The sequence below is a fragment of the Candidatus Krumholzibacteriota bacterium genome, from assembly GCA_034520215.1.
In the GTDB taxonomy this organism is placed as follows: Bacteria; Krumholzibacteriota; Krumholzibacteriia; order Krumholzibacteriales; family WJIX01; genus JAGHBT01.
In genome coordinates, this window is record JAXHNR010000001.1 from 1000161 (window position 1) to 1018831 (window position 18671).

An 18671-nucleotide genomic window follows, 5' to 3' on the forward strand; every position below is an offset into this window, starting at 1 on the left:
TAGTTTATTATGATCGCTATTAGAAGGTAGATAAATTTGAAATTGAAGATAGCAATGATAGGATCAAAGGGGATGCCGGCTTTGTTCGGTGGGATTGAGCGTCATGTTGAGGAAATCAGTGTGCGGCTTGTTCAAAAAGGCCATGATGTAACTGTCTACGGCAGAAAGAGTTTCAGTATTGATGAAAAATACCGCAACGTAGATGTTAGAATTATGCCATCGCTTCAGACAAAGAATTTCGATACAGCTACAAGCTCGATTTTTTCAACTCTTTCCGCAATATCAGGCAAGTTTGATATTATTCATTATCATGGCATAGGTCCTTCTATATTCTGCTTTCTGGGAAGATTAGGAAAAAGTAAAATTGTTTCAACCATACATGCTCAGGATTACAGACAAGTTAAATGGGGCAGGATCGCAAGCCGTATGCTTAAATTTGGTGAAAAAGAAGCGGTATTAAGATCTGACGCGGCAATAGCTGTTTCTAAGCTCATGTTAGAAAAGCTTATGAAGAAGTACAAGAAAAAGTTGTATTACATTCCAAATGGGGCGAATATTTATAAAAGTAGTGATTTTCCATTGAATAATGAGTTCGGACTTGAAAGTGACGGTTATATTCTTGCGGCCGGAAGATTTATAGTTGAAAAGGGGTACCATACTCTGATCGATGCGTTCAGCAGGATCAACACTGATAAAAAACTTGTTATAGTCGGTGATAAAACCGGAAAGGATGAATATACCAGATCTTTATTGAAAAGATCAGACAGCCGTATAGTATTTACGGGATTTGTGAGCGGAGCAAAATTGAACAGACTCTACAGCAATTGTTATTTTTACGTTTTGCCTTCTTTGGTTGAAGGGCTGCCGATATCTCTGATTGAAGCAATGGCCTTCGCCAAACCGGTACTTGTCAGTGATATTCCAGAAAATATGGAAGTTGTAGAAGATATGGGAGTTACTTTTAAAAGGGGAGACGAAGAAGACCTGAAAGTGAAGTTGGAAAAGGTTTTAAAGTTTGAAGAAAGCCGCAGAAATGAAATAGGAGAAAGATGCCTTCAAAAGGTGAGCGATTTCTATAATTGGAATCTTATAACCGATCAGCTTGAAAATGTCTATTTCGAAACAACAAAATGATTGTAAGATTGATTTCGATTTCATATTTTACTTTTGATGCCTGATGTTCTTGACCGACCGGATTTACTCTTAGGGATATGGAATCTATGAAAGGGGAAAGGGCGATGAACAGAACGGGAAGGATTATTATTTTTGTTTTTCTATCAAGTGTTTATTTGTTTAACTTAAGCTGTGCGGGTAAACAGACACCCAGGACGGATGATTCTGTAGATGAAAAAGTTGGAAAGGATTTTGCTGATAATAAAGAAGCTGTTATCACTAAAGAAGGTCAGGAACAGAGAAGAGATGAGAATATATACGATATCGAGGAAGAAATGCCGGAAAACAGAGTATTAAAAGAAGTAGAAGGGATTGAAGAAAAAATAATCCCTTCAGAGGCAGATTCATTTTACGTTGAGGATATAACTGATAATAACACTATAAGAGAAAGTTACACTATAGGTTATAGGGTTCAAGTCTTCGCGTCGGAAAACCCCGCCAGAGCAAAAGATATAAAGAGACAGATTGAAAACGAAATATCGTCGAAAGTTTATATTGAATTTGAAGATGAAATGTATAAAGTAAGGGTTGGTAATTACAACTTCAGGAAAGAAGCGGAAGAGGCAAGAAAAATTCTCAATTCACACTTTCCTGATTGCTGGATTACCGAAACTACGATAAGAAAATTTGATTAATACGCAAAGGAAAAGTTATTATGCCGGAATTAAGAAAGAGTCCCATTCTTAAAAGATGGGTGATTATTTCCACAGAAAGAGGCAAAAGGCCTATAGATTTCAAGGTTGAACGAGATATACCTAAGGAAGGTTTTTGTCCTTTCTGTAGCGGTAATGAAGACAAAACCCCGCCTGAGGTACTTTCGTATAGAGACCCCGGTACTGGACCCGATTCACAAGGTTGGAAGGTCAGAGTAGTACCGAATAAATTTCCAGCTTTGCAGATTGAGGGAGATTTGAATAAGCGCGGTGAAGGGTTATACGATATGATGCAGGGGATAGGAGCCCACGAAGTTGTAATTGAATCTCCTGACCATAAAAAAAACTTACACTATCTGGGAAATAAACATATCGAGAGTGTTTTCTCCGCCATTCGTGAGAGAATGATAGACCTCAAGAAAGATCCTAGATTCAAGTATATTCTAGTATTTAAGAACTGGGGTAAGGAAGCGGGAGCTTCGCTTGAACATTCGCATATGCAGCTTATTGCTACTCCTATTATTCCCAAGAGAGCCATTGAAGAACTTGATGGCGCAAAAGCACATTACGCTCAAAAAGAACGTTGTATATACTGTGATATAATAAATCAGGAATTGAAGGATAGAGGACGTATCGTATATCAAAACGAGTATTTTATCGCTCTTTCACCATTTGCAGCCAGATTTCCCTTTGAGACCTGGGTGTTGCCGCTTAATCACCTATCAGCATTCGAAAAAACAGATAGGAACTGGTTTCCTTCCCTGGTGGACATCATGAAGACAGTTCTTTTGAAACTGGACAAAGCTTTGTTTTGCCCGCCATTCAATTTTATTATACATACTTCGCCCTGCAACGGGATTGATTTTGATTATTACCACTGGCATATCGAAATAATTCCAAAGCTTACAAAGGTAGCGGGATTTGAGTGGGGAAGCGGGTTCTATATTAACCCTACATCACCTGAAGAAGCAGCTGAAGAATTAAGAAACATAGATATTTCCGGTGATAATTCATAAATCTAGAAGAGAATGGAGAGAGTATCAAGTGAAACCTAAAAACCTCAATATTGCTATTATTTCATCTGAAATTGTTCCCTTTTCAAAGGTAGGCGGACTTGCCGATGTTATCGGAGCTTTGCCTGATGAAATAGCTAAGAAAGGGTATGAAATTACCATATTCACACCCTTATACAAATCTATCCCGCAGAATGATTTTAATATCAAGGAAGAAAGGATAAATGTTCCGGCTGTAAAAGTGGATGGTAAGGAGAAAAGTGTTCAGATATTTTCCACAAAAAAGCCGGGAACAGACATCACGGTGTACTTCATCTATAACGAGCAATATTATGACAGAGATGGTATATACACTGTTCCTGAGACGGGGGAGGCCTTTGAAGATGAAGATGAAAGGACTATATTCTTCAACAGGGCTGTTATCGCGGCTGTAAAAAAACTTGATATCTATCCAGATGTTGTTCACGCAAACGATTTTCATTGCGGGCTTATAGCTCCACTTATTTCGCTTGAGGAATCCGGAGATAAACATTTTGAAAAAACAGGCACAGTTTTCAGTATACATAATCTCGCTTATCAGGGTAATTACAAAGCAGATTTTATGCGGAAAGCGGGGCTGGATTTGGATCTTTTTTATCCTATGGGACCATTCGAATACTACGGCGGAGTAAATGTCATGAAGGCAGGTATAACCTACTCCGATATTATAAGTACGGTTAGCAGGAAATATGCTGAAGAAATCACACTGTCAAAGAAATACGGTCACGGTATGGAGAAGATTCTCTGGGAAAGAAGAGATGATATTATCGGTATTCTAAATGGAATTGATACAGATATCTGGAATCCCAAAACAGATGAACTGATAGAGTCTAATTACTCCGCGAATAACCTCGGCGGCAAAGCTAAAAACCGCTCAGCGCTTCTTGAAGAGTTTGATCTTACCGAGGACAGGGAGTCTCCCGTTATAGGTATTGTTTCGAGGCTTGTGGATCAGAAGGGATTTGACATCCTGGCTGAAGCTATGGATGAAATCATGAAGATGGATCTTAAATTGGTTATACTTGGGACAGGTCAGGAGAAGTACCATAAACAATACAGCAAAATGAAGAAAAAATATTCCTCCAAGCTGGGTCTTAAACTTGAATACAACAACAGGCTCGCTCATTTAACAGAAGCGGGAAGCGACTATTTCCTTATGCCTTCCAGGTATGAACCATGTGGTCTTAATCAGTTGTATAGTTTGAGGTACGGGAGTATTCCCATTGTACGAGCTACAGGTGGATTGAAAGATACTATAAATAATCTTTCCTCCTTCGGCAAAAGAGGAAACGGCTTTGTCTTCGAAGATTACAGCGCTTTTGAATTGACTAAAGTAATAAGAGAAGCTGTTGATTTCTTTAGAGATGGCAAAAAAGTTCAGATGGTGCGTAAGCGAATTATGATGGAAGACCATTCCTGGGAAAGATCTGCTGAAGAGTACATAGTAATGTATAAAAAAACGGCAGGCGGCAGTGAAAATGAAGTTGACAAAGCGGCTAAGTGAATAATATAATGAAAGTAGTGAGCGGGAATAGCTCAGTTGGTAGAGCGCAACCTTGCCAAGGTTGAGGTCGCGGGTTCGAGCCTCGTTTCCCGCTCCATATTTTTTATGCGGCGGCATAGCCAAGCGGCTAAGGCAACGGTTTGCAAAACCGTCATTCACCGGTTCGAATCCGGTTGCCGCCTTTTTTATCAAATTCCCTCTAATAAATAGATTTTTGTTTCTGACCCAGGACATTTGAACTTATCCGATTAAATAAAAGGTCTATGAATTAAATTTTATGCTTTTAATATTGTTTTAAATGAGCTAAATTCTCCTTATAAATAGATTGCCGGGATGGCGGAATAGGCAGACGCAGCGGACTTAAAATCCGCTGAAGTAAAAACTTCGTGCGGGTTCAAGTCCCGCTCCCGGCATTATTTTTTGAATATAACCTCCAGTGCGGTCCGATATTATTAAAATCTGACCTCTTCAGGTAGTAGTATCCCGTTTATTCTTCTTCAACAGAAAACAACCGCTTGAATATTAAAGAATTAACTATTTGCAAAAAAAAGAATTATATGATTTATGAAGCTTCGTAAATCGATAAATGTGAAGACTACACATTTTACTGTCATATTGGCATAGAGCAGTTAATCGTAATGATAAGTTGTACTTATAAGCATTACTTAGAAAAGTAGATGAATTCCTGTACTAATAATTAAATACCTTAAAATAGAAGCTGAGATAAACAGTTGACTAAAATAAATTTCTCGGATAGCTTTTCGATATGGACGAAAAAAAGATAATTGAAATTGGAAGGGAACATTACAACTGGGAGTATGAAATACTCCGGCGGGGCGAACTCTATCTTGTAGGCGGGGTCGTAAGGAATCTTCTTTTTGGTTTTGACGGGGAATCCTTGGATACAGATTATCTTGTGAGAGGTATAGAACTCAACAAATTGGTTACAATACTCGACAAGTACGGCAGGACAGATCTTGTGGGAAAGTCTTTTGGTGTTATCAAGTTTACACCGGAAGGCGGTAAGACCGTTGATATAGCTATGCCGCGCACGGAACATTCCACCGGTATAGGACACAAGGACTTCGAGGTTTACGCTAATCCCCGAGTAAGAGTAGAAGATGATCTTGTAAGACGTGATTTCACAATAAATTCCATTGCCTTGAATCTGAAAAACATGTCCCTTATTGATCCCCTCGAAGGCTCGAAAGATATTAAAAATAATCTGCTCAGAGTTAACAGAGAGGGATCATTCGCTGAAGATCCTCTCAGAATGATAAGAGGGGTACAGTTTTTATGCAGATTCAACCTTAAAATTGACCTTAAAACGAGAAGATATATTGAACACGCATCTTCAATGATAGAAAGTGTTTCCGGCGAAAGGTTAAAGGATGAGTTTAATAAGTTGCTTCTCCTCTCTAAAGAGCCCGGAAGAGGGTTTATTTTTATGAAGGAAACGGGGCTATTGAGTTATCTTATACCTGAACTGGAAGAAACATTCGGAGTAGAACAGAATGAATACCATCCTGATGATATTTTTTACCATTCGATAAAGAGTTGTAATATTGCTCCTCAAAGACTTAACGTAAGGTGGAGCGCGTTACTTCATGACCTGGGAAAGAAGAGCGCTAAAATGAAAAAAGCCGGAAGAATCGTTTTTTACGGGCATGAAAATGAAAGCCAGAGAATTGCAAAAGATATTCTAACCAGGTTCAGATATTCAAAGAGATTTACAGCTAACGTGTGTCACTTGATAAAGAATCATATGTTTAATATTACAGAAGATTGCAAAGATAGTACTGTAAGGAGATTTGTATCCAGAGTGGGGGTTGAAAATCTAGACGATCTGTTTGCTCTTAGAGAAGCTGACGCTTTGTCCAGGGGGGATACCGATTCTGCCTATAATGTTAAATGGCTTGAGAAAAGAATAGAGTATCTAATTAAAGCTGATTCCGCTCTTGCTACATCAGATCTGGAGATTGACGGATATGATATTATGAGGCTTACGGGATTAAAGCGTGGTCCGCGTGTTGGGGAAATACTCAATGATCTGCTGCAAAAAGTAATAGAAAATCCAGATTTTAATACGCGGAGAAAATTGTCGGAATTGGCAGTAGAAGAATATAGAAAAAGAAAAATATAGAATGAGGTTTCCACGGGATGATGTCAGGGGGTATCACTCATTATAAATCCGATTGAAATACAAAACCGAATATAAAGATTAATGAGGTATACTAAGCCGTGGAAACCTCAATTCATAAAATATGTTGGTTTAAAATGAAAATCAATAAATAAAGAGAAAAATTCAGCGAGTCGCATCGTAGTTTTAAGAGAATTGGCAGGAGGAGAAATGAATTCCGAAGAAATATTCATAAAGAAAATAATGAGACAGCGGTTTCCTTATAGGCCTGAAAAAGATGTTAAAACCCAGTCTCATAAATGGGAAGTCACGCCGGGAGAATATATAACCTCCTGGCTTAGACTGAATTTACTGAATTGCCGGAAGGGGAATAAATGTGACAGGGAGGAGAGGTGCAGTTTTTTCAGCTATCCTGATTTAGCAAAACAGAATTACAGTATTTGCCGTGAAATGATCTTAAGACTTGAAAATGGACAGATAAAGTGTGATTTTGATGTACAGAAAAATGAAGACTGACATATAGTGTCATTATGACACTAATGGCAGAATAAAGCTGACACAGAGATTGCTAAAATGAAATGACGGAGTTTGGCGATATGACCATAACATATTGTAATTATTGTAATTGTAAGTTTATTAGCCTATGATATTATTTGGCACGGAAGTTGTCTGTATATAAATCTGCATATAAATTTATGAATTTTATTTTTTTTTGGATTAAAAATGGAGGTAGATTAAATGGGTAAAATAATAGGTATAGATCTTGGAACAACAAATTCATGCGTTTCTGTTATGGAAGGTGGCGAACCGGTAATTATATCCAACCCGGAAGGCGGTAGAACTTCTCCTTCCGTGATTGGATTTAAGGACGGCGATAGACTTGTCGGGAATCTGGCAAAGAGACAAAGTGTTACAAATCCTGATAATACTATTTATTCAATAAAACGGTTTATGGGAAGAAAGTATTCAGAAGTTAAAAATGAAATTTCTGAAGTTTCCTATAAAGTAATAAAAGGTGATCAAGGTGATATTCGAGTAGATGTGGAAGGAAAGAAGTATTCTCCCTCGGAATTGTCAGCTATGATTTTAACTTATTTGAAGGAGTCGGCCGAAAAATACCTGGGCACTAAGGTTGAAAGCGCCGTTATTACTGTTCCCGCCTATTTTAATGACAGTCAGAGACAGGCTACAAAGGATGCCGGCAAAATAGCAGGACTCAAAGTTGAAAGGATAATAAATGAACCAACCGCGGCTTCCCTTGCCTACGGTTTGAATAAGGATGAGGAAAAGACAATAGTAGTTTTTGATCTGGGCGGGGGTACTTTTGACGTTTCTATACTTGAACTGGGTGAAAGTGTATTTGAAGTAAAAGCGACGAACGGAAATACTCATCTGGGGGGAGATGATTTCGACAAGCGGGTAATTGATTGGCTCGTTGATGAATTCAAGAAAGAGCAGGGAATTGATCTTTCGAAAGATCCAATGGCTCTTCAAAGACTCAGGGAAGCGGCTGAGAAGGCGAAATGTGAACTTTCTACGGTGCCACAGGCAGAAATAAATTTACCCTTTATTACAGCAGATTCCAGTGGTCCAAAGCATCTTAATACAAAAATCACAAGGGCTAAATTCGTAAGTTTAACAGGGGACCTTATAGAGAAAACTGTTGATCCATGCAAGAAAGCGATGAAAGATGCGGGGATCAAAAGTTCTGATCTTGATGATGTTATTCTGGTTGGCGGAACAACGAGGATACCGGCAGTTCAGGACAAAGTAAAAGAGATCTTCGGGCGCACTCCTCACCAGGGTGTAAACCCCGACGAAGTTGTCGCTCTCGGTGCCGCAATTCAAGGCGGGGTCCTGGCAGGCGACGTAAATGATGTTCTTTTACTTGATGTTACTCCTCTTTCTCTCGGTATTGAAACACTTGGCGGAGTTATGACCAAGTTGATTGAGAAGAATACAACTATTCCGACGAAGAAGAGCGAGATCTTCTCTACAGCCGCGGATAATCAGACCACTGTCGATATTCATGTCCTTCAGGGTGAAAGAGAAATGGCAACTCACAACAAATCCATCGGTAGGTTCCAGCTCGCGGGACTGCCGCCTGCACCGAGGGGTGTTCCTCAAATTGAAGTAACTTTTGATATTGATGCAAACGGTATATTGAATGTGTCGGCTAAGGACAAAGCGACAGGCAAGGAACAAAAGATAATCATTCAGGCGTCAAGCGGTTTGACCGAAGATGAAATTGAAAAGATGGTCAAAGAAGCAGAGGAACACGCTGAAGAAGATAAAGAAAAGAGAGAGCTTATAGATTTAAAGAACCAAGCTGAGCAGATGAGTTTTCAGACTGAAAAACAGCTGGAGGAGTATAAGGATAAGATTCCTTCAGGCGACATGGATGAAATACGAAAAGTTCTGGAAGAATTGAAGGAAGCATCCAAGACTGACGACAAGGATAGAATAAACAAGGCAATTGAAAATCACAATCAGGTCTGGCAGAAGGCGGCGCAGCAAATGTATCAGCAGAGTTCCGCCCAGCAGCAGAATGCCTCCGGTGACGCAGCGTCCAGCGAAGAAAGTAAAGCTTCCAGTGACAAGAAGGATGATGATGAAGTTATGGACGCGGAATATGAAGTTGTCGATGAAGATGACAAGAAATAAGATTTGCGTTGCCATTTTTAAAAATTTTATGTAGGTTTAACGGGACAGGTGGGCGATTAGCTCAGATGGTTAGAGTATCTGCTTGACATGCAGGGGGTCACTGGTTCAAATCCAGTATCGCCCACCATTTGTTCTTTTTCTATATAAGTATTTAAATATTATGAGCAAATTAACTTTTCCAGATGGAACCAGAATAGAAACAAACCCCAACGATACCTTTATGGATATTCTTGAGGGGTTGCCGCAGAAAGTACGCAAGAAAGCTGTAGCTGCTGAAGTTAACGGGGAAATACATGATTTAAGAGAAAAAGTTAAGTCTGACGGAAAACTTCTAATATTAACAACTGACGATGAAGAATCTCTTGAAATAATACGTCACAGCGCTTCCCATTTAATGGCTTTAGCGGTTATGCAACTTCGAGAGGATGTCCGTTTTGGAATAGGCCCCGCGATAGAAGACGGATTTTACTACGATTTCTTATTTGACAATCCTTTTTCCGCTGATGACCTGGAAGAAATAGAGAAAAAGATGAAGGAGCTGCGGCAGCAGGGACTTGAATTTACCCGGGAGGAATTGTCCAGTAAAGAGGCGGTTGAATTATTTGAGGATAAAAACCAGCCGTTCAAGGTTGAGCTGATAGAAGATCTGGATACTGACAAGGTTACTATTTACCGGCTGGGGGACTTTATAGATCTATGTTCAGGTCCGCATGTTCCCGATATAAAGATGGTAAAGGTTTTTAAGCTATTATCGATTGCCGGAGCTTACTGGCGTGGTGACGAAAAAAGGGATATGCTTCAAAGGCTCTACGGCACTGCTTTTCGAAAGAAATCAACCCTCGATGAGCATTTAAGAAAGATAGATGAAGCAAAACGTAGAGATCACAGGAAACTGGGACCGCAACTGCGTCTTTTTGATATAATTGAAGAGGCTGGGGCGGGGTTGGTGTTTTGGTACCCTAAGGGGTATATACTCCGTGAGATAATCGAGGAATACTGGAAGAGACAGCACAGGAAATACGGTTATCAAATGATTACTACTCCCCATATAGCTAAGAAAGAGCTCTGGGAAAGATCCGGCCATTATGATTACTACAGAGATAATATGTACATTGTAAATAGTGATGAAGGGCAGGAATATGTGTTAAAACCGATGAATTGCCCGGGGCATATTCTGATGTATAAAAGCCAGTTACACAGCTATAGAGATCTTCCGGTTCGTTACGCGGAACTTGGTACGGTGTACAGAAATGAGCGTTCAGGAACATTGCACGGATTGTTGAGAGTAAGAGGATTCACGCAAGATGATGCTCATATATTCTGTACTCCCGAACAATTAGACGAAGAAATTGACCGATGTTTTGATTTAGCGCATAAGCTTCTTACAACTTTCGGGTTTAAGGATTATGAAGTAGAATTAAGTATGCATGACCCTGATAATATGGATCAGTACGCCGGTTCCAAGGAGGAGTGGGAAAGGGCTGAAAACGCGCTGCTTGAATCGGTCAAGAAGAGAGATGTTCCATTCAAGAAAATTCCGGGAGAAGCAGTTTTTTATGGGCCTAAAATAGATTTGAAGCTTATCGATGCTCTCGGAAGAGGCTGGCAAGCTACTACGATACAGTTCGACTTTAACCTTCCAAGGAGATTTGATGTCAGATATGTTAATGAAAAGAATGAAAAGAAATTTGTCTATATGGTGCATAGAGCACTTCTCGGTTCTATAGAGAGGTTTGTAGGAACTCTAATAGAACATTACGCGGGTGAATTTCCCTTGTGGCTTTCACCTGTTCAGGTGATTGTATTACCTGTAGGAAGTGAGCATTATGATTACGCCGTGCGATGCGCGGATAAAATAAGGGAATCCGGTATAAGGGTTGAAACTGACCTTAGAAGAGAAAAGCTGGGATATAGGATAAGGGAAGCGGAATTGGGCAAGATTCCTTATATGGTTGTTGTCGGTGACAGAGAAATTGAAAATGAAGATGTTAATGTAAGGTCAAAGAGTACAGGGCTGGAAGGAACACGAAACCTGGATGATTTAATAAATGATCTTGTTGACGAGAACGATAATAAAGATTAAATTAGAAGTAACATAAAAAAAGGATTGAAGTAGAGGATTACACCTCTCACCTTGCGGTCTTAAATGAACTGGTAGGGTTTCATCAATTGCTAGATCTTATTTAGCGGGTGGAATAACTACCCGCTTTTTTTACAGGAGGTGAAAGATTAAAGGTAGCAAGAGATTCGGGCGTAATGACAGTGTGCGTGTTAATAACATGATCAATGTTCCGGAAGTAAGAGTCGTTGATGAAGACGGGAATCAAATGGGTGTTATGTCTAGTGAGGAAGCCTTGAATAGGGCTAAAGAATGGGGGATGGACCTTGTTGAGATTTCCCCAAAAGCAAAACCCCCCGTTTGTAAGATAATTGATTACGGAAAATATAAATACGAACAGAATAAAAATGCTCACAAAGCGAAGAAAAAACAACATGTTACTCGTTTGAAAGAGATAAAACTCAGTACAAAAATAGAGAAGCATGATATTGATTTTAAAATGAGAAACGCGGAAAAATTCTTCGATAAGGGGGACAAGGTTAAATTTACCATTAAATTCCGAGGTAGGGAAATGCAGCACCAGGAAGTGGGATACGAACTCTTAGAGAGTATTAAAAAACGATTTGAAGATATTTGTGATGTTGAAAAAGAGCCTAAAAGAATGGGCAAAACATTGAGCATGACTCTCGTGAGCGTTTCAGATAAGAAGAAATCGAAGAAAGGTGAAGATGATGCCGAAGATAAAGACTAACAGAGGAGCTGCTAAAAGGTTTAAATTAACAAAAAAGGGTAAGATCAAGCGGAAAAAGGCATTTGCCAGTCATATTCTTGCGAAAAAGAGTCGTAAAAGAAAAAGGCATCTCAGGCAACCCACCCTTGTAGACAAAACAAATGAAAAGAAAATTAAAAGGATACTTGGTAAGGGATAGAGACAGCATAAAAAAATAATTTTAATAAAATAGTTATTCAGACTAAGGAGGCATACAGCAATGCCCAGAACAAAACATAGTGTTGCGTCTCATAGAAAAAAGAAGAAGATTCTAAAAAGAGCCAAGGGATTTCGAGGAGCGCGAAGCAAATTACACAGGACGGCAAAGGAATCAGTCAATAAGGCTCTTCAATATTCCTATCGGGACAGACGAACGAAGAAAAGAAACTTCAGAAGGCTTTGGATATCCAGAATAAACGCTGCCGCGAGAATCAACGGAATAAGCTACAGCCGTTTAATAGGAGGGTTGAAAAAGGCGGAAATTGATATAGACAGAAAGATCCTTTCGGAAATAGCATTGAATGATAATAAAGGTTTCGAAAAACTCGTAGAAACCGCAAAGAAAGCCCTTTCATGATCAATCGGGAGAATATAACAGAGCTTGAAGAGAGGGCCCTGCAGGAAATTTCAGAAGCAGCTGATTCTAAGGACCTTGAAAATGTTCGAATCAGTTATCTTGGCCGTAAAGGTAAAATAACACTTGCCCTAAGATCTATTGGAAAGATTTCTGAAGCGGAAAGACCTGAAATGGGCAAATTGATAAACGAAGTAAAACTCAAGGTAAACAGCGCATATAAATCAAAAAATTCGGAATTATTGAGTGATTTGTCCGACAAAGCTCCTTACCCGGGAGATCCAACGTTGCCTGGCAGAAAGAATTGGCCCGGCGGTTTACATGTGCTTCACAGGGTTACTAAAGAGATAAAAGAGATCTTTTTCGGAATGGGATATTCGCTGACCGAAGGGCCGGACGTAGAACTTGATTACTATAATTTCGAAGCTTTGAATTTCCCGGGTGATCACCCTTCAAGAGATGCTCAGGACACATTTTACATTAACCGTGATATATTGATGAGAACTCAAACATCACCTGTGCAGGTTAGATTTATGGAGAAACACACACCTCCCGTGAGAATAATATCTCCGGGAAGGGTCTACAGAAATGAAACTCCGGATCCTTCACACTCCGCGGAATTTTTCCAGATGGAAGGTCTTTATGTGGATAATAATGTCTCAATGGTTGATTTGAAGAACGATATCACATTTTTTATAAAAACATACTTCGGGAGTGAAGCGCACGTAAGGTTCAGACCGCATTTCTTTCCATTTACCGAACCAAGCGCGGAAGTTGACATGTCATGCTTTGCGTGCAAAGGGAAAGGATGTTCAGTTTGTGGAAAGACAGGCTGGATAGAAATAATGGGCGCGGGAATGGTTCATCCGAATGTATTTCGTTTTGTGGGGTATGAGCAGGATCTTTATACCGGCTTTGCTTTCGGTATGGGTATCGACAGAATAGCGATGCTTAAATACGGAATTAGCGACATAAGGAAGTTTCTGGAAAACGATTTGCGTTTTCTTGAAAATTTCTGGTGGCAAAAAGGATGGGAATGATAGATTGAAAATAAATCTAAAATGGTTGAGAGAGTATGTAAATATTGAAGAGAATCCGGAGAATTTTGCTGAAGATCTCACTATGTTCGGACTTAATGTTGAAAAGGTCGAGAAGAAAGATCCGGAATTCGAAGGGGTTGTATTCGGCAGGATTGCCGAAGTGACAGAACATCCTAAAGCGGATAGATTGAAAATTTGCAGAGTTGATGTCGGCGGAGAGTCCCTTTTAAATATCGTGTGCGGCGCTCCAAACGTCAGAAAAGGACTTGGGGTGCCTGTTGCCGTTAGTGGAGCTGTGCTTCCCGGTAACTTCAAAATAAAGAAAACTAAATTAAGAGGGCAAGTTTCCGAAGGAATGATTTGCTCTGAAAGTGAACTGAAGATCGGGAATGATTCAAGCGGCATTATGGAATTGAATTCAGATTTTCCCTGCGGTACTGATCTGTCGGATGAATTAACCGGTACTGATGTTGTTCTTGACATTGAAGTAACTCCAAATCGCCCTGATCAGTTATCGTATATTGGAATAGCCAGGGAAGCCGCGGCTATGTATGACTTGAAATTAAACAAGCCCGGGATAATGGATTTGCAGACAGGAGGGGATTTCAAGATAGAGATTGAAGATTTTGAGGATTGTCCCAGGTATTCTGCAGCCCTTATCGATAATATTAAAATCAAGGAATCACCGGAATGGATGAAACGTTATTTGATTTCAATCGGAATCAAACCGGTGAATAACATTGTTGATATTACGAATTACGTACTGATGGAAACGGGACACCCCTTACACGCCTTTGACAGAGATAAACTTGCAGAAGCGAAGATACTTGTAAGAAGAGCCGTAAATGGAGAAAAAATAATAACTATAGATGGACGGGAAAGAGAATTAAAATCCCATAACCTTGTTATCACCGACGGCGTAACTCCTATAGCAGTAGCAGGTGTGATGGGAGGAGTAGAGACTGAAATTACAGAAGATACTAGATCTGTTCTACTTGAGAGTGCCGTTTTTAGCCCGAAAATCATCAGGCAGTCAAAACGTGAATTGAATCTTGATACAGAAGCTTCGTATAGATTTGAGAGAGGCAGCGATATTAATATAACAAGATATGCTCTTGGACGCGCATGTCGAATGATTGAGGATCTTGAAGCAGGTAATGTTAACAGGTTATGCCTCGATAGTTTCGAAGGGGATATCGAGAATTATAAAAAAGATATAATAGTGAGCCGCGGAAATGTTAACAGGATAATGGGAACAAATTTATCTTCAGAGGAAATAGCGTCACATCTTGAGAAGCTTAAACTGAAATCAATCGTAGATGAAGATATATTAACTGTATCTGTACCCACTTTCAGGCTTGACCTCAATGAAGAAGTTGATATAATTGAGGAAGCAGCAAGAGTATACGGATATAATAATATTAAAGGCGAGGGCGCCGGGTTAATAAATACCTTTCCGATTATAGATCCAACAGATAAAAGAAATGAATATTTAACTAATTATCTCGCTTCCAGAGGGTTTGCGGAAGTAATCACTTCTTCTTTTATGAGTGAAGAAGATTTAGAGATATTTGGATTGGCAGTTCAGGGAAAACACGATAAATCTGTTAAGATATCGAATCCTCTTACATCTTCACAATCTTTACTCAGGACTTCACTTATTCCCGGGCTTCTCAGGGTAATTGACAATAATTCTTCGAATGAACAAAGGGGACTGAAGATATTCGAAATGGGGAAGGTTTTTTATCATATTAACGACGGTGACGGATTGCCGGGGGAAGAGACGCATCTCGCGGCAGTTTTTAATCGAAACGCCGTACCCAGACAGTGGATTGAAAAGGAAAGGGAATTTGACTTTTTTGATATGAAGGGAGAGCTTGAATCGATTTTCTCGATATTCAATAGACTCGAAGATACTGAGATGGTAAGAAAGGAAGAGAGGAAAAATCCTCATATTTTCCAATGGGTTAAAAAGAATAAACTGATTGCCGAGTGCGGTAGAATTTCATCTCAAACCGCCGCACGATACAATATTGATTCACAGATATTCTATTTTGTAGTGTTTATGGATAATCTTAAAGGGGAAAAGTATTCAAGGGAAAGGTATACTAAACCAAGCCCGTATCCGGCGATAAAAAGAGATTTATGTGTTATAACTGAGGAAAGAGTAACCTTTTCAGAAATCAAGAAAGTTATATATAAGAATTCAAAGTATTTAGAAAGCATTCAGCTTTTTGATTATTACACCGACAGCAGTAATAAGAACTATAAGAGAAGTTATACTTTTACATTGAGCTTCCGTTCACATGAAGCCACTCTTAAAGATAATAAAATTGATAAAATAATTGAAAAGATATTAAGAGCCCTCGAAAGGAAACTGAAAGTATTTCTTAGAAAAGAATAGGAGTAAGATACAATGGAAAACAATAATCTTGATAGTTTCAAGCTTCTCGAATCTAAGATATCAAAAGCTGCTGACATGGTTGTCAGGTTAAAAGAAGAGAAAAAGAAATTCGAAGATGAAAATAAAGAGTTGAAAGATGAAATAAAAGTGTTATATAATAAAAATGAGGAATTGACCCAAAAGGTCGATACCTTGCAAAATGATAATCAAAATCGAAATGATTTCGAAAAAGTTAGAGAGGAGATTGGAACCAGAATTGAGGCAATGCTGGAGAAACTGGAAGAAATAGATATCTAGTAACCCGGCTTGGCAAAAAATGGATTCCGGGCATAAAGGGATGTGAAGATGAGTGTCGTAATCTTAAAAGAGGTTTCCTGATGATCGAAAAGAGTACTGAAGTGGTGGAAATTTTTGGTCAGGATTATAAAATAAAAGGAGTGGGTGATCCAGAATACATCCACATGATTGCTGGTTATATTGACAGGAAAATGAGAGAAATTGCTCATTCCAGCGGAATCATGTCACAGTCAAGAATTGCTATTTTGGCTGCGCTTAATATCGCAGACGAGCTTTTTCAGGAACGTGAGAATAATGTTAAAAGCCGCAAGGAATTTGAGAAACAAGCTGCTGGATTAAGTGAGCTCCTGGATTCAAAACTAGGTACGGCAAAATGAATTCCATCCCATATGAGATGTTGGTTTGTGTGTGGGGTTAAACTGGAACTGAAATAAAAACAAAGAAAAATTCCCTACTGTGCTTGTGATAGCAAATGTTTTTTTTAGCCAACACTTTTTATCTGGGAATCCAAACATCTAATCAGTAATGCCGGGCCATAGGTATGGAAGGCAGAGCTGATTATGAGGATATCCACCTTGGATTTTTAGGTCTAAAAAGATATTTCGCTCACGGCAACACGTGGGGAATTTGCCTCTCCAGAGCTGTCTCAATAATAAAGATTAACTTCTAACATATACTAGGAATCCGTAATTTTGAATTTTACAATGAGTGGAGGTGAACAGTCCCGACAGTTGTATACTAAGGGATGAGTAAATATGACTGGAACTTTGTTGTTTAATGTGGCGGCTGGTATCCTCGTTTTGTTTATTGGTTTTCTTATCGGCTGGTTTTTAAGCAGGAAAATATCAAAAAGCCATTTGAAGCATACTAAAGAATTTGCTGAAAATCTTATAGCTGACGCTCAGAGGGAAGCGGAAACACGCAAAAAAGCGTTGATGCTGGAAGCTAAAGATGAATGGTATAAAGCGAAATTAAATTTTGAGAATGAAAGCCAAGAAACTCGCGAGAAACTGAAAAAACTCGAAAAGGAATTGGGAGAAAGAGAACATAACATTGACCGGAAAGTGGATTATCTTGAGAAACGCGAGAATGAAATTAAAGAGAGGAAAAAGAATCTTGAATTGAAACTCGACGCGATAACCGACAAGAATAATAAGCTTTCGATAATTCTGGAAAAGCAAAACGAGCAGTTAGAGAAAGTGGCCGGCATGAGCGCGGATCAAGCAAGAGATCTTTTGATCTCAAATCTTGAAGAAGAAGCAAAACATAAAGCGGCCAAGAAAATCAGAGAAATCAAGGATGAAGCGGAACGAAACTCCACAAAGTCAAGCCGCGAGATTATTACTTTAGCAATTGAACGCTATGCCGCGGATCATGTTGTCGAATCAACAGTGTCAGTAGTGGACCTTCCTAATGACGAGATGAAAGGAAGAATAATTGGACGGGAAGGCCGTAACATCAGATCTTTCGAAAATGCTACGGGTATTGACGTTATCATTGATGATACCCCGGAAGCGGTGATTTTATCGGGCTTTGACCCTATAAGAAGAGAGGTTGCCAGATTATCTCTGGAGAAGTTAATAAAGGACGGAAGAATTCATCCGGGCAGGATAGAGGATGTAATAGAAAAAACAAGGAAAGAACTGATTGAGGAGATGAGGGAAGTTGGTGAAAGAACATACCTTGATATGAATATTCATGGTCTTCATCCCGAACTGGTGCTCTTGCTGGGAAAATTAAAGTACAGAACTTCATACGGGCAGAATGTTCTTCAGCATTCAAAAGAAGTTGCTTATGTTTCTAGTTTGCTGGCGGCGGAACTGGGACTCGATGTTGTAGTGGCTAAAAGGGCTGGACTACTTCATGATATTGGTAAGGCCGCGGATCATGAAATTGAAGGTACGCACGCGGAAATAGGAGCTGATCTTGTGCGCAGGTTCGGTGAAAAGGAGACGATTGTTAATGCTGTTGCCGCGCATCATGAAGATGTGGAAAAGGAATCGCTTATAGCCCATATTGTTTCAGCTGCAGATGCCATATCCGGAGCTAGACCGGGAGCGAGAAGAGAAACAATAGAGAATTATATCAGACGGTTGGAAAAGCTAGAGAAGATTGCTGACACGTTCGATGGTGTTGAGAAGGCTTATGCGATACAGGCTGGGAGGGAAATAAGGATTCTGGTTAATTCCAAACAGATAACGGATGACTATGCCGTCCAGCTTTCTGAAGATATCAGTAGAAAGATCGAAGATGACATGGAATATCCCGGTCAGATACGTGTAGTTGTTATTAGAGAAACAAGGGCAATTGATTACGCGAAATAACAGGCAAATTTATTGTCG

General features: G+C 39.4%; 16 protein-coding genes, 4 tRNA genes and 1 other RNA gene. All 21 read left to right on the top strand.

Going from position 1 to position 18671, the window contains the following annotated elements:
* Positions 1–36 precede the first annotated feature (36 nt).
* The 21 genes from U5O15_04315 to rny all read left to right on the top strand — a co-directional run bounded on the left by U5O15_04315 (position 37) and on the right by rny (position 18653).
* Complete coding sequence (locus U5O15_04315; protein MDZ7859883.1) at positions 37–1134, top strand: glycosyltransferase family 4 protein; 1098 nt, start codon at positions 37–39, stop codon at positions 1132–1134.
* Positions 1135–1220: 86 nt separating this feature from the next.
* The gene (locus tag U5O15_04320) at positions 1221–1808 is read left to right on the top strand and encodes an SPOR domain-containing protein (GenBank protein MDZ7859884.1); all 588 of its coding nucleotides are present in this window, start codon (positions 1221–1223) and stop codon (positions 1806–1808) included.
* Positions 1809–1828: 20 nt separating this feature from the next.
* Positions 1829–2842, top strand: coding sequence for a galactose-1-phosphate uridylyltransferase (galT, locus tag U5O15_04325; protein ID MDZ7859885.1), 1014 nt, complete (start codon positions 1829–1831; stop codon positions 2840–2842).
* A 28-nt stretch (positions 2843–2870) separates the two neighbouring features.
* The gene (locus U5O15_04330) at positions 2871–4382 is read left to right on the top strand and encodes a glycogen/starch synthase (GenBank protein ID MDZ7859886.1); all 1512 of its coding nucleotides are present in this window, start codon (positions 2871–2873) and stop codon (positions 4380–4382) included.
* Between the two features lie 21 nt (positions 4383–4403).
* A tRNA-Gly gene (locus tag U5O15_04335) sits at positions 4404–4479 on the top strand.
* Positions 4480–4491: 12 nt separating this feature from the next.
* A tRNA-Cys gene (locus U5O15_04340) sits at positions 4492–4564 on the top strand.
* Between the two features lie 145 nt (positions 4565–4709).
* Positions 4710–4795 (top strand) — tRNA-Leu (locus U5O15_04345).
* Between the two features lie 353 nt (positions 4796–5148).
* Positions 5149–6525: an HD domain-containing protein gene (locus U5O15_04350; GenBank protein ID MDZ7859887.1), complete on the top strand. Its 1377-nt coding sequence runs from the start codon at positions 5149–5151 to the stop codon at positions 6523–6525.
* A gap of 207 nt (positions 6526–6732) precedes the next feature.
* Positions 6733–7038 (top strand): hypothetical protein, encoded by a 306-nt coding sequence (locus U5O15_04355; protein ID MDZ7859888.1) that lies wholly within the window; start codon positions 6733–6735, stop codon positions 7036–7038.
* 222 nt (positions 7039–7260) lie between these two features.
* Positions 7261–9186: a molecular chaperone DnaK gene (gene dnaK / locus U5O15_04360; GenBank protein ID MDZ7859889.1), complete on the top strand. Its 1926-nt coding sequence runs from the start codon at positions 7261–7263 to the stop codon at positions 9184–9186.
* 50 nt (positions 9187–9236) lie between these two features.
* A tRNA-Val gene (locus U5O15_04365) sits at positions 9237–9313 on the top strand.
* A 33-nt stretch (positions 9314–9346) separates the two neighbouring features.
* Entirely contained in the window at positions 9347–11269 is a 1923-nt protein-coding gene (gene thrS, locus U5O15_04370; GenBank protein ID MDZ7859890.1) for a threonine--tRNA ligase, read from the top strand.
* A gap of 181 nt (positions 11270–11450) precedes the next feature.
* On the top strand, positions 11451–11996 hold the full coding sequence (gene infC / locus U5O15_04375; protein ID MDZ7859891.1) for a translation initiation factor IF-3: 546 nt from the start codon (positions 11451–11453) through the stop codon (positions 11994–11996).
* The gene (rpmI, locus tag U5O15_04380) at positions 11977–12174 is read left to right on the top strand and encodes a 50S ribosomal protein L35 (protein ID MDZ7859892.1); all 198 of its coding nucleotides are present in this window, start codon (positions 11977–11979) and stop codon (positions 12172–12174) included. Before infC ends, rpmI begins: the two co-directional genes overlap by 20 nt.
* Positions 12175–12234: 60 nt before the next feature.
* Positions 12235–12591, top strand: a complete 357-nt coding sequence (gene rplT / locus U5O15_04385) for a 50S ribosomal protein L20 (protein ID MDZ7859893.1) — start codon at positions 12235–12237, stop codon at positions 12589–12591.
* On the top strand, positions 12588–13628 hold the full coding sequence (gene pheS, locus U5O15_04390; protein MDZ7859894.1) for a phenylalanine--tRNA ligase subunit alpha: 1041 nt from the start codon (positions 12588–12590) through the stop codon (positions 13626–13628). Before rplT ends, pheS begins: the two co-directional genes overlap by 4 nt.
* A 4-nt stretch (positions 13629–13632) precedes the next feature.
* Entirely contained in the window at positions 13633–16032 is a 2400-nt protein-coding gene (gene pheT, locus U5O15_04395; GenBank protein MDZ7859895.1) for a phenylalanine--tRNA ligase subunit beta, read from the top strand.
* Positions 16033–16044: 12 nt separating this feature from the next.
* Complete coding sequence (zapB, locus tag U5O15_04400; protein MDZ7859896.1) at positions 16045–16329, top strand: cell division protein ZapB; 285 nt, start codon at positions 16045–16047, stop codon at positions 16327–16329.
* Between the two features lie 80 nt (positions 16330–16409).
* Complete coding sequence (locus tag U5O15_04405) at positions 16410–16706, top strand: cell division protein ZapA (protein MDZ7859897.1); 297 nt, start codon at positions 16410–16412, stop codon at positions 16704–16706.
* A gap of 68 nt (positions 16707–16774) precedes the next feature.
* Positions 16775–16958, top strand: a non-coding RNA gene (gene ssrS, locus U5O15_04410) — 6S RNA.
* Positions 16959–17084: 126 nt separating this feature from the next.
* Positions 17085–18653: a ribonuclease Y gene (gene rny, locus U5O15_04415; GenBank protein MDZ7859898.1), complete on the top strand. Its 1569-nt coding sequence runs from the start codon at positions 17085–17087 to the stop codon at positions 18651–18653.
* Positions 18654–18671 lie beyond the last annotated feature (18 nt).

Excerpts from the sequence above, each read along its gene's own strand:
- U5O15_04320 (MDZ7859884.1), top strand. The coding sequence starts at position 1,221 with ATGAAAGGGGAAAGGGCGATGAACAGAACGGGAAGGATTATTATTTTT.
- galT (MDZ7859885.1), top strand. The coding sequence starts at position 1,829 with ATGCCGGAATTAAGAAAGAGTCCCATTCTTAAAAGATGGGTGATTATT.
- U5O15_04350 (MDZ7859887.1), top strand. The coding sequence starts at position 5,149 with ATGGACGAAAAAAAGATAATTGAAATTGGAAGGGAACATTACAACTGG.
- U5O15_04355 (MDZ7859888.1), top strand. The coding sequence starts at position 6,733 with ATGAATTCCGAAGAAATATTCATAAAGAAAATAATGAGACAGCGGTTT.
- dnaK (MDZ7859889.1), top strand. The coding sequence starts at position 7,261 with ATGGGTAAAATAATAGGTATAGATCTTGGAACAACAAATTCATGCGTT.
- thrS (MDZ7859890.1), top strand. The coding sequence starts at position 9,347 with ATGAGCAAATTAACTTTTCCAGATGGAACCAGAATAGAAACAAACCCC.
- rpmI (MDZ7859892.1), top strand. The coding sequence starts at position 11,977 with ATGCCGAAGATAAAGACTAACAGAGGAGCTGCTAAAAGGTTTAAATTA.
- rplT (MDZ7859893.1), top strand. The coding sequence starts at position 12,235 with ATGCCCAGAACAAAACATAGTGTTGCGTCTCATAGAAAAAAGAAGAAG.
- pheS (MDZ7859894.1), top strand. The coding sequence starts at position 12,588 with ATGATCAATCGGGAGAATATAACAGAGCTTGAAGAGAGGGCCCTGCAG.
- zapB (MDZ7859896.1), top strand. The coding sequence starts at position 16,045 with ATGGAAAACAATAATCTTGATAGTTTCAAGCTTCTCGAATCTAAGATA.
- U5O15_04405 (MDZ7859897.1), top strand. The coding sequence starts at position 16,410 with ATGATCGAAAAGAGTACTGAAGTGGTGGAAATTTTTGGTCAGGATTAT.
- rny (MDZ7859898.1), top strand. The coding sequence starts at position 17,085 with ATGACTGGAACTTTGTTGTTTAATGTGGCGGCTGGTATCCTCGTTTTG.